This is a genomic window from Sphingobium sp. FW305-3-2-15-F-TSA7 (genome assembly GCF_058787155.1).
The window spans coordinates 44909-55211 of sequence record NZ_JBYSZM010000044.1 but is presented as its reverse complement, the minus strand read 5'-3'; the positions used below and the strand labels follow the sequence as shown (position 1 = coordinate 55211).

Sequence of the window (10303 nt, the reverse complement as noted above, 5' to 3'; positions counted from 1 at the left end):
GGTATGGGTGGGGGCATGATCGATGCCGGTGGCGACGGCGGCGGCGATCCATCGGTCTTGTTCTTGAAATCGAGCGTGGCGACGTGGGTCTCGGCGCCCAGGGCAAAGGTCACCTGATCCTGCCCGATCCTGGCCACGCGCCAGCCGTCGACGGTATCGCCCGGCCCCGCGGTAACCGTCGATCCGTCCGCCAACCTGACCAGCGCGACGCCGCGTCCGCGCGCGCGCATGGCGATGCCGACCAGCGCGGGCGCCGCGGCGGGCGGCGGCGGTGACGCCTGCTGCGCATCGGCGCTTGTCGCAGGGGCCTCCGCGGCAGAGGCCACCGGCATACGATCGCGGGTGAACAGCCCCGTCGAATAGGCCAGGCCCAGCGCCGGCATCGGATCCGCCCGGAACGGAGTCACGATCAGGTCCGGCGTCTCCAAAACCATATCGGGCGCGCGCGTGAGCAACCGGTACGGCACCGCCGCCGCCAGCACACCCGCGCCGGCCAGGATCAGCCAATGGCTCTTGATCAGGCTCATTGTCCCTTGCTCCAGCCGGCGATCAGCACGCCGTCCAGGATCAGGCCGGCAGGCTGGCCGGTCGCGGGCGCGGTGTCCGCCGTCACGGACCAGCCGCGAAAGCGCAGCATCGGCTCGGCGCGTTCGATATCGTTGACGAACGCCAGCACCGCGTCGTGATCGCCCTTCACCGCGATCGCCAGCGCGATCTGTCCGTTGCCGTTCTGCCCATTTCCGTTCTGGGCCGGCGGCAACACGCTCAATCCGGTCACTTGCACCTGCGTCCGCGCGACGATCGCGTTGACCGTCGCCATGGCCTGTTCGGCCGCGGCGTCGCCATTGGGCGCCTTGATCAGCAGTCCGGGCGGCACCGGATTGCCCGGTTCGGCAACCGGCTGGTTGCGCAGCGCCTCGACGCGGGCAAGCCCGAAACGCGCATCGGCCAGTTCGGACAGGCTGGTCGACAGCAGCGACAGGGTGGGGGAGATCACCAGGCCGATCAGCCCGAAGATCGCCAGGATCAGCATGCCGACCGCCAGCACCTTGCGCGTGAAGGGGGAGAATTGCTCGATCATTGCGCGGCCTGCACCGTCATGATCGTGCGCCCTTCCTCGCCGGCGGTCTGATCGGTCACCTGCGCCCGTCGCAGCGTTTTTGCGTTGGCGATCGCGGCTTCGACCGCGCCGGAATCGCCGGCATCGATCGTCAGCTTCAGGGTGCGGCCCGCATCCTGTTCGATCGCGCGCAGATAGGCGCTGGCCGGCAGCAATGCGGCGACTTCCTCGATCGCCGCGCTCGCGCTTGGCCGCAACGATATGGGGCGCAGTGCCCGCCGCACCGTTTCCGCCTGTCGTGCGCGGCGATTCGCCTCGATCCTGGGCTGGATCTCACGCTCCAATACCGCGATGCGCCCCTCGGTGATCGAGGTCAGCAGCTTCGCGCCCGCGATCGTGGTGAAGGGAATCGTCGCGATCAGCGCCAGGGATCCGGCGATCGCCAGGCGCTGCGGGTTCGCCATGCTGCGCGCGCCGCGGTTGCGTGCCTTCAGGATGCATATCGGCCCATCGGGCGTCTTGACGTCGATCGAGGGAAGGGCCAGGCCGTTCTCGACGAACAGGCATCGCAGCTCGTCGATGGTGCGCCGACGCACCATCGCAACGCGGACGTCGATATGATCGGCGCCCGCGCCCGCGATTTGCGCGGTCCATTCCAGCAGTTCGGGATCGATGGGCGATGCCTGGTGCAATTGCAGCCCAACGGCAGCGCGCACCCGTGCGCGTGCGGCCTTGGGCAGGGTCAGCCGCATCGAATGGGCCGTGGGCGAACCGATCAGCAGCCGGGTGCGGCAGCCCTCGGTCAACGCGTTCAGTTCCGCCCAGCCCAGATCGTCGAACGCGGCGATCGGTCGTTCGTCGATGAAGCGCTCGCCGATGCCGTCCGCGACTCGCTCGATCTCGACGCGGTCGCGCTCGACCCGGATCTGCGCGGCGGGGGCCGGCTTGCGCCGCAGCAGCCGGTCGGGGACCAGGCCCGCCATCTCCTCCACCCACCAGGCCCAGATGGCCGCGGCGTTCCGGCTCAGGCGGGAATCGCGAACGGCCGTCAGCATCCTTTCCGGCAGGACGGACTCGTCCTCCGGGGCGAGCGGGCGTCCCATCTCGATATCCGGCGCGCTTCCGGGCCGAAGGGCTGGTGCCCATTTTTCCTGGAGATGCTCTAGGGTCTGCATGACATCGAGATCGGATCGAAACGGCAGGCGGCCTGCGCGTTCAGTTTCGGCGCCGCGGCGATGCGGGTGGTGCGCCCCTTGCTGTCGGTGAATCGGATCGTCACCAGCCTGGGTGGCAGATCGGGCTTGTCGGCGGGCAGATAGTCCATCCGGATATCGGCCAGCTGCGCGGCCAGGATGCGCGGCTGCGTGACCGCCGCGGAAAGCCGTATGGCGAGATCGGCCGGTGCCATCGCGATCTCCAGCGCCGTGCCGTCGGTCAGGCGGCGGACCGACAGCGTCATGCGCATCGGGCCCGCCGCGCCCAGCGCTGCGGGTGCGCGTGTCACCGCCTGATATCGGTCGCGCTCGGCGACGATGCCGGCGCCGCCAGGGCGTACCGGATGGCTGCTTTCGATCAGTTCGGTCAGTATCGGGGCGATGGCCTGGATCTCCTCGAACGGCTTGGCGCTGCGTTCGGCGCGAAGCTCGCGCCCGAGCGATGCGACGCTCCAGCTGAGCGTGGCGAGCAGCAGCGCGCCGGCGACCATCGCGACGAGCAGTTCGACCAAAGTGAAGCCGTTCTCTCGCCTCATCGGCCGGGTGCCGGCTTCAGCTTGCGCGTCGTGCCGACGAACAGGCGCGCACCCTGGGCGTTGCGGATCGTCACGACGATCTCCGACAGGATGAAGAATCCGCGCGGGTCGCTTGCCACGATCTGTTCGGAGACCGACCAGGCCAGGCTGCCATCCTTCCCCTTCGCCTCGGTCGGGCTGAAAGGGGCCACCACATGTTCGGTCGCCAGCGTCCCGGCCAGCTGGACCGCGGCGGCCCGCTCGGCGGCGCGCACCGACCGTGTCTTGGCCGTGATCGCGGCATTCATGACGATCGCCAGCAACAGGCTGGTGACCACAAGCGCCACCAGCACTTCCACCAGCGTGAATCCCTGATCGTGCGTGCGGCATCTATCGGCCATCGCGCGCGATTCCGGTCAGCCAGTCGATTTCGGCCAGCACGATGCCGTCCTTTTCGATGCGCCCGCCCGTCGACGATCCGTCGGGATGGAATGTCAGCGCGCCGCCGTCCGCGCTGACGGGCAGGGCGGGGCGATATGTGGCGCCGGGAATGATCTTGGCGGGATCGACCGATGCGGCCGAGCCCTTCGCGAAGGCGTCCGCGCGCGCGCGTTTCAGCGCGTCGGCCAGCTTCGCGCTGTCCTGCTGGCGGACGATCCCCGCCGATGGACGGCCGATATTCGGCACGAAGATGACGGCGAGCAGGCTGAGGACCGCCAGGACGACGAGCAGTTCGATCAAGGTGAATCCGGCCCTGCGATTATTTGATGGCGCTAAGGTCGGCATCATCGCCCGTGCCCCCTTCCACGCCGTCCGCGCCCAGCGTCACCAGCTCATAGGGGCGGCCCGTTCCCGGCGATCGATAGACGAAAGGCTTGCCCCATGGGTCGAGCAACTGGCGTTCCTGGCGGACATAGGGGCCGTTCCATGCCGGCGCGTCCGCCGGGCTCGTCCACAGTGCGGCCAGCCCCTGCTCGGTGGTCGGATAGCCGTCCATGTCGAGCTGGTAGAAATTGAGGCTCTGCGTCAGCGTTTCGAGCTGGATCTTCGCGGCCTTGTGCTTGGCGCTTTCCAGCAGGCCCATCACCTGCGGGATGGCGACTGCCGCGATCAGCCCGATCACGACGAGCACGACCAGCATCTCCATCAGGGTGAAGCCGCGCTCTCCGGCCTTTCCTGGCATGTCGCGCGTTTCCAAGCTCATTCCGCAAAATCTCCCAGCGCGAATATTCCGAGCATCACGCCCGCCACCAGCGTTGCGACCACCCCGCCCAGCACGACGATCGCGATCGGATTGGCGAGCGTCACGATCCGCTCGATCCGGGCCTTGGCCGCGTCGCCCATGATCATGCTTGCCTTCAGGCAGGTATCGGCCAGGCCGCCCGATCGCTCGCCCACCTCGATCAGGCGGACGGCGGTGCGCGGTACGAAGCTGCCCGCCGCCAGCGCGCGCGACAGGCTGAAACCCTCGCGCACGCGCTGCTCGACATCCTCGATATGGCGCTGCCAGCGGCGGCTGCCGATGGTCGATCGCGCCAGCGGCAGGGCCTTCACCACCGCGACGCCGTTTTCGATGAGCGTGCCCAGCACGCCCGTGAACTGCGCCGCCAGATATTGGTCGCGCAGGCCCAGGCCGGGGATATGGTCGCGATAGCGCTCGATCACGGCACCGCCGACGCGTGAACGCAGCGCGATCATGCCCGCCAGCGGCAATGCCGCCAGCATTGCCAGCAGGACGAAGCCATATTGGTTCACCACCGCCGCCAGCGCGAGGACGGCGCGGGTCAGCGCGGGCAGCCGCGCCTCCTCGCCCAGGAAGACCGGTTCGAACTGCGGGACGACGACGGTCAGGACCAGCACCAGTGCCAATATCGTCGCGGTCAGCACGGCGGCGGGATAGGTGAGCGCCGTCACCAGCTGGCGCCGGGTCGTCGCGACGGCGGTCAGCCTTTGTGCCACGGCTTGCAGTGCGTCGCCGAGATTGCCCGATCGTTCGGCGGAACGGATGACGCCGATCACATAGTCCGGAAACGCCTTTTGCCGCGCCAGCGCCTGTGCCAGGCCATGCCCGGAGCGGACCTGGGCCAGCATCTGCGCCAGCAGGTCGCGCTGAGCGGGCTTGATCGATTGTTCGCGCAGCAGGTCGATCGATCGATCGACCGGCAGGCCCGAGCGGATGAGCATGGCAAGCTGGGTCAGGATCAGCGACTGCTCGCCGATTCCAAGCGACCGGCCGATCCGGATCGGCTGGTTCAGCCGCTCGAACAGGCCCATCCGGCCGGTCTTGATCTCGATCGGCGTGACACCGTCCGCCAGCAGATGCGCGATCGCCTTTTGCTCGCTCAGCGCATCGACGACGCGCCAGGCACTTCGGCCTTCCGCCGACAGGACCAGGCATCGATATTCGGTCATCCCAGCTGCACCGCGCGCTGGACTTCGACCAATGTGGTGCGGCCCGCCGCGACCAGTGCCAGCCCGTGATCGTAGAGCGTTTCCCCCGATCGGTCGTCGCTGGTCAGCGATTCGGTGTTCCCGTCGCGGATATGCTGGCGCAGCCTGTCATCGACCTCGAGGACCTCGATCAGCGGCGTGCGCCCGCGAAAGCCGCTCTGGTCGCATCGTGGGCAGCCAGCCGGATCGTGGATCTGCGCCGGTGCCGCCATGCCCGCCTGGATGAAGATGTCGCGTTCCGCGTCGCTGGGCGCGCGCGGCGTCCGGCAGTCGGCGCACAGCGCGCGGATCAATCGCTGCGCGATCGTCGAGATCACGGTGGAGGCGGTCAGATAGGGTTCGATGCCGATATCGGCCAGTCGGGTGAAGGCGCCGAGCGCGCTGTTGGTGTGCAGCGTCGAGAGCACCAGATGGCCGGTCAGCGCCGCGCGCATCGCGATCTCCGCGGTTTCGTGATCGCGGATTTCGCCGATCATCAGAATGTCCGGATCCTGGCGAAGAAAGGCGCGCAGCGTCGCGGCGTAGCTCAGGCCGATCTCGGCACGCACCTGGACCTGATTGATCCCCTCCAGCAGCACTTCCACCGGATCCTCGACCGTCAGGATCTTCACCTCGGGGCGTCGCAGCCGGTTGATCGCGGCGTAGAGCGTCGTCGTCTTGCCGCTGCCGGTGGGGCCGGTCAGCAGGATGATGCCATGCGGGCGGTCGAGTGCACGCTGGAGTTTGGCGAGCGCCGATTGCGGCAGCCCCAGCCGGTCGAGATCCAGCGGCACCTCGCTGCGGCCGAGCAGCCGCATCACGATGCTTTCGCCATAGGCGATCGGCGACGTCGCGACACGGACGTCGACGTCGCGGCCGCGTACCGTCAATTTGAGCCGGCCGTCCTGAGGGAGACGCGATTCGGCGATGTCGAGTCCGGCCATCACTTTTACACGCGATGCGATCGGGCCGGCGACGCTGTCCGGGTGGCGTTCGATCTCGATCAGCCGTCCGTCGATGCGGTAGCGCACCGAAAGATAGCGGGCCATCGGTTCGATATGCACGTCGGATGCGCGGCGGTTGACCGCATTGGTCAGTACGCGCTGGACCAGCCGGATGATCGGCGCGTCGGATTCGCCCTCCAGCAGCCGTTCCATATCCTCGATCGATCCGGCACCGGACATTGCGTCGAAGGGGGCGGCATCGTCCTCGTCGAACGCTTCCGCGCCCAGCGCCGTCTCGATATCGGAGAAAGTGGCGAGCATCGGCTCGACCGTGTCGGCGTCCGCGGCGAAGCGCAGCGCCTCGATCGCGTCGTCGTCCTCCGGATCGGCCATAGCCACGGTCAGCCGACCGGCGTCCAGCGCAAGCGGAACGATGCTGTGACGGGCGAGAAAGCGCCGGTTCAGCCCCTCGATCGCTATCGGAGTGGCGGGGAAATCGTCGCGGCCGGCGATGGCGCGACCCGTGATCGCGGAAAGGATTTCGACCAGGTCGGTTTCCGAAAGAAAACCAAGCCGTGTCAGCGTTGCGGGCAATCGTCCGCCGGTGTGGCGGCGCACGTCCTCGGCACGCGCCAAGTCGTTGGGACCGAGTATGCCGCGCTCGATCAACAAGTCTGAAAACGCGACCATTTACTCTTGATTCTTGCCCTATCCCTGTGCTCCGAACGTATCGGAGCCAATTGATGGCAGCGAGATATTTTCTTGGGTTCGGAGCGGCAGTTTGCTTCAAAATGGATGTAAATCCGGAGCGGATCCGATCCGTGATGTCGAGGTGATTTGAGTGGGCTTCGCGCGCGTCGATACATGGTCTGAACCACCGGCGTTGCGATGGTCGCTGCGCGTTTCGGATAGCGCACCGATCGCATCCGCAACGGTCACCGGCGTCTATGTCGAAAGGCAATTGCTGCGCGTCGCGGCGTGGGCCGGCACCGCTGTCATCCATTGTGTGCTGATCTGGTTTCTGCTGTCTCGCCTGGGCGCCGATGTGGCGATCGATGGCGGTACGCGCAACGATAGCGCGATTGCCGTATTCGGCCTGGCGCCATCCAGCCCGGCCGATGCCGCTCCCAGTCGTGTCGTCCCGCCGCCGGTTCCGTCACAGCCGCTGGAAAGCGAGGTCGATACGGGGATCGAGACCGGATTGCCGCCGCCCGAATGGACGGTGTCGCGCATTCGCGCGCCAAGGCCGACCGAGGTTCCCGCACCGAGCTCACCCGCCGTCCTGGCATCGGCGGCATCGGGCGTATCCGCTGGCGTGCCTGCGGGAGCGGGGGGAGAGGTATATGATCCCTATGCCGGCGCTTCGCCGATGCGACAGAAGCCGCCTGCAACCGTGCAAACCGTGCAAACCGTGCAAACCGCGCAAGGCGACGGGATAGTTGATCGCTTGTTCAAGCTGTTCGATACGAATCGCTCGGCAAATGGACTCGACCGGCAGGTGACTCGCCGCGTCGTAGCGTTGGTCAAGCGAGCAAATCCGAATGCCCGCGGAACTGTGGAAGTGGAAATCCGAACGTCGCCTGACGGAGTCATCACCGATGCCAAACCGGTAGGGGGTGACGCGGCTGCGAGTGTGAAACATGCTCTGTGTGCTGCGCTTATCGGTCAACGCCTCGCCAATGGAGTATCGTCGACTTCCTATATTCGGCTATCCCCCTTCAATATCGCCTGAGATCGTCACGATGTTTTTGGATATTGGCTTGGTGCGATCATAGCTTTGGGAGCCAGATGGAATCGTCTTTCCATCGACTGGAAAGATACTCTAGATCTCCGAAAATCCGGAGCTGCGTTCGTTGCTGTGGCTCTCACGCTCCAGTGATCAACAACCAGCCAAAATGGATGCAATTCCCGGGCGCGATTATGGAATGGGCGGACCGAATTCCATAACAAAACTTTAATATTCCGGGTAGCTTGGCCTTAGCTCACGTCGATTATCATCGTCTCGGTCGGCGGTGCCCCCTTTCACCGCCGACAATGAAAGGCGGCGGTCGGTTTCAACCTCCAGAAATCGACCGCCGCGGCATTGCCGGGCCGAGCGTGATCGTCACGCAAAGGCCCGGCTGATTGTCCCCGAGTGCGATTCCGCCGTGATGCAGTCCCGCCACTGCCTCGACCAGCGACAGTCCCAGCCCCGATCCGGGGCGGTGGCGCGACGGATCGAGGCGGCCGAAGCGGCGCAGCGCGTCGCTGCGTCGATCCGCCGGGATGCCTGGGCCGTCATCGGCCACCTCAACCGATAATGTCCCATCGACCTCGCGCGCGGCAAGCGTGATGCGGCTGCCGCCTTCGCCGTGGTTGAGCGCGTTCTCGATCAGATTGCCGATCGCCTGGCTGACCAGTTCGCGGTGCAGCCGCCCCGTCAGCCCTGGCGGCGCATCCGCGGCGATCGTGAAACCGCGATCCTCGACCAGCGGGCCATAGATTTCGACAAGATCGGTCAGCAGCGTGGACAGATCGGTCTCGACCAGGGATTCGCGGCCGATCCCCGCTTTCGCGCGGCCGATCAGCAGTGCGGTGGAGAGCATCGACAGCAATGTGTCGGCCTCCGCCGAGACCTTTTCCAGGGCCGTGAGCGCGTCGGTGTCGCGCGTCTCGACGATCGCGCGTTCGAGCACCGATTTGAGCCGGGTGACGGGCGATCGCAGGTCATGGGCAAGGCCGTCGGTCATCATCCGCAGTTGCGAGACCAGCGCCTCGATCCGCTGGAGCATCGCGTTGATCGACTGGCCGAGCGCATCGAAGGCGTCGCCGCTGCCGTCGACGGGAACGCGCCGCCCCAGCGCGCCGTCGCCGACCGCGGCGGCAGTGGCGACCACGCCCTGGATCTTGCGCGACAGTAGCCGGCCGAATGCGAGCGTGCCGATCAGTATCAGCGACAGCCCGATCAGCAGCGCCAATGCCATCGCCTCGGTATTGACGCGGGTAAGGCGCAGATTGGCGTCGATGACATGACCGGTCAGCAGCCGCGATCCGTCAGGCAACCGCACGGTTGCGACACCCATATGTTCGGGGCGGTCGGCGCCCATGCGATAGAGATCGATCGTCCGCCAGTCGGTCTCGACCGGGACCACCGTCGGCCAGGCCGCGATATTGCCCGCGATCGGCTTGCCCGCGCGATCGGCGAGCAGGATCACCACCGCATCGCTGCGTACCGAACGCAGCCGCGTCACGATCAGGCGCTTCACCTCGGCCTGGCCGCCGCTGCCATAGGCGCCGCGCAACTCGTCGCGAAGCTCGCCGACCAGCGCCTGCTGCTCCTCGGTCAGCGCATGCTGGCTCGCCTGCTGGACGAACAGCAGCACGCCGGCGGTCACCAGCATCTGGAACAGGAATGCCAGGACGACCAGCCGGGCGGTGGTCGATCGGGTCAGCGTGCGCCAGCGCGATCCCATTCAGGCAACGGGTCCGAGCCGGTATCCCGCGCCGCGGATGGTATGGAGGAGGGGCGTGTCCGATCCGTCGTCGAGCTTGCGGCGCAGGCGGCTGACATGGACGTCGATCACATTGGTGCCGGGATCGAAATGATAATCCCACACCCCCTCCAGCAGCATCGTCCGGGTGACGACCTGATCGGCATGGCGCAGGAAATATTCGAGCAGCCGGAACTCGCGCGGTTGCAGCTCGACCGCCCTGCCGCCCCGCCGGACCTTGCGCGACAGCAGGTCCATTTCGAGATCGGCGCAACTGAGACTGGTCACCACCGCCGATCCCGATCCGCGATGGCGCAGCATCAGCCGCACCCGCGCCAGCAGTTCGGCAAAGGCGAAGGGCTTGACCAGATAATCGTCCGATCCGGCGGTGAGACCGCCGACGCGATCCTCGGTCGAGCCGAGCGCGGACAGGATGATCACCGGAGTCTCGATCTTCGCGGCGCGCAGCGCGCCGAGCACCGCCATGCCGTCCATGCCGGGCAGCATGCGATCGAGGATGATCGCGTCGTAGCTGCCGTCGCTGGCAAGGAACAGGCCGTCGCGGCCATTGTCGGCGCGGTCGAGCAGGAAACCCTCTTCGCCCATGCCCTTGGCGATATAGCTGGCGGTCGCTTCGTCGTCCTCGATCAGCAGCAGCTTGTGCCCCATC

Annotated in this window: 12 protein-coding genes; 1 reads left to right on the top strand and 11 read right to left on the bottom strand. The window is 66.7% G+C overall.

Features of this window, described 5'->3' with window-relative positions:
• From AC3WN8_RS26705 to AC3WN8_RS26665, 9 genes are all read right to left on the bottom strand, one after another.
• The coding region (locus tag AC3WN8_RS26705) for a hypothetical protein (protein ID WP_492672549.1) at positions 1-527 on the bottom strand (527 nt) is incomplete at its 3' end.
• On the bottom strand, positions 524-1081 hold the full coding sequence (locus AC3WN8_RS26700) for a GspMb/PilO family protein (protein ID WP_492672548.1): 558 nt from the start codon (positions 1079-1081) through the stop codon (positions 524-526). The genes AC3WN8_RS26705 and AC3WN8_RS26700, both read right to left, overlap by 4 nt.
• On the bottom strand, positions 1078-2163 hold the full coding sequence (locus AC3WN8_RS26695; RefSeq protein WP_492672547.1) for a hypothetical protein: 1086 nt from the start codon (positions 2161-2163) through the stop codon (positions 1078-1080). The genes AC3WN8_RS26700 and AC3WN8_RS26695 overlap by 4 nt, the downstream gene beginning before the upstream one ends.
• A 59-nt stretch (positions 2164-2222) precedes the next feature.
• Positions 2223-2810: a prepilin-type N-terminal cleavage/methylation domain-containing protein gene (locus tag AC3WN8_RS26690; RefSeq protein WP_492672546.1), complete on the bottom strand. Its 588-nt coding sequence runs from the start codon at positions 2808-2810 to the stop codon at positions 2223-2225.
• Positions 2807-3190 carry a prepilin-type N-terminal cleavage/methylation domain-containing protein gene (locus AC3WN8_RS26685; protein ID WP_492672545.1) on the bottom strand — a complete coding sequence of 128 codons (384 nt, stop codon included), beginning with the start codon at positions 3188-3190 and terminating at the stop codon, positions 2807-2809. Before AC3WN8_RS26685 ends, AC3WN8_RS26690 begins: the two co-directional genes overlap by 4 nt.
• Positions 3180-3575, bottom strand: a complete 396-nt coding sequence (locus tag AC3WN8_RS26680; protein ID WP_492672552.1) for a prepilin-type N-terminal cleavage/methylation domain-containing protein — start codon at positions 3573-3575, stop codon at positions 3180-3182. The genes AC3WN8_RS26685 and AC3WN8_RS26680 overlap by 11 nt, the downstream gene beginning before the upstream one ends.
• Complete coding sequence (gspG, locus tag AC3WN8_RS26675; RefSeq protein ID WP_492672544.1) at positions 3550-3993, bottom strand: type II secretion system major pseudopilin GspG; 444 nt, start codon at positions 3991-3993, stop codon at positions 3550-3552. Before gspG ends, AC3WN8_RS26680 begins: the two co-directional genes overlap by 26 nt.
• The gene (locus tag AC3WN8_RS26670; RefSeq protein WP_492672543.1) at positions 3990-5201 is read right to left on the bottom strand and encodes a type II secretion system F family protein; all 1212 of its coding nucleotides are present in this window, start codon (positions 5199-5201) and stop codon (positions 3990-3992) included. The genes gspG and AC3WN8_RS26670 overlap by 4 nt, the downstream gene beginning before the upstream one ends.
• Positions 5198-6853, bottom strand: a complete 1656-nt coding sequence (locus tag AC3WN8_RS26665) for a GspE/PulE family protein (protein ID WP_492672542.1) — start codon at positions 6851-6853, stop codon at positions 5198-5200. Before AC3WN8_RS26665 ends, AC3WN8_RS26670 begins: the two co-directional genes overlap by 4 nt.
• Before the next feature lie 151 nt (positions 6854-7004).
• On the opposite strand from AC3WN8_RS26665, the gene AC3WN8_RS26660 reads away from it, so the two are divergent.
• A complete protein-coding gene (locus AC3WN8_RS26660; RefSeq protein WP_492672541.1) occupies positions 7005-7895 on the top strand; it encodes a hypothetical protein in 891 nt (296 codons plus the stop codon).
• Between the two features lie 322 nt (positions 7896-8217).
• Here AC3WN8_RS26660 and AC3WN8_RS26655 read toward each other — a convergent pair whose 3' ends face one another.
• Both AC3WN8_RS26655 and AC3WN8_RS26650 read right to left on the bottom strand, forming a co-directional pair.
• Entirely contained in the window at positions 8218-9615 is a 1398-nt protein-coding gene (locus AC3WN8_RS26655) for a sensor histidine kinase (protein ID WP_492672540.1), read from the bottom strand.
• Complete coding sequence (locus AC3WN8_RS26650; RefSeq protein ID WP_492672539.1) at positions 9616-10302, bottom strand: winged helix-turn-helix domain-containing protein; 687 nt, start codon at positions 10300-10302, stop codon at positions 9616-9618.
• Between the last annotated feature and the right edge of the window lies 1 nt (position 10303).

Coding starts and splice junctions, on each gene's coding strand:
- AC3WN8_RS26690 (WP_492672546.1), bottom strand. CDS start 2,810: ATGAGGCGAGAGAACGGCTTCACTTTGGTCGAACTGCTCGTCGCGATG.
- AC3WN8_RS26700 (WP_492672548.1), bottom strand. CDS start 1,081: ATGATCGAGCAATTCTCCCCCTTCACGCGCAAGGTGCTGGCGGTCGGC.
- AC3WN8_RS26665 (WP_492672542.1), bottom strand. CDS start 6,853: ATGGTCGCGTTTTCAGACTTGTTGATCGAGCGCGGCATACTCGGTCCC.
- AC3WN8_RS26695 (WP_492672547.1), bottom strand. CDS start 2,163: ATGGGACGCCCGCTCGCCCCGGAGGACGAGTCCGTCCTGCCGGAAAGG.
- AC3WN8_RS26670 (WP_492672543.1), bottom strand. CDS start 5,201: ATGACCGAATATCGATGCCTGGTCCTGTCGGCGGAAGGCCGAAGTGCC.
- AC3WN8_RS26650 (WP_492672539.1), bottom strand. CDS start 10,302: ATGGGGCACAAGCTGCTGCTGATCGAGGACGACGAAGCGACCGCCAGC.
- AC3WN8_RS26680 (WP_492672552.1), bottom strand. CDS start 3,575: ATGCCGACCTTAGCGCCATCAAATAATCGCAGGGCCGGATTCACCTTG.
- AC3WN8_RS26655 (WP_492672540.1), bottom strand. CDS start 9,615: ATGGGATCGCGCTGGCGCACGCTGACCCGATCGACCACCGCCCGGCTG.
- AC3WN8_RS26685 (WP_492672545.1), bottom strand. CDS start 3,190: ATGGCCGATAGATGCCGCACGCACGATCAGGGATTCACGCTGGTGGAA.
- gspG (WP_492672544.1), bottom strand. CDS start 3,993: ATGAGCTTGGAAACGCGCGACATGCCAGGAAAGGCCGGAGAGCGCGGC.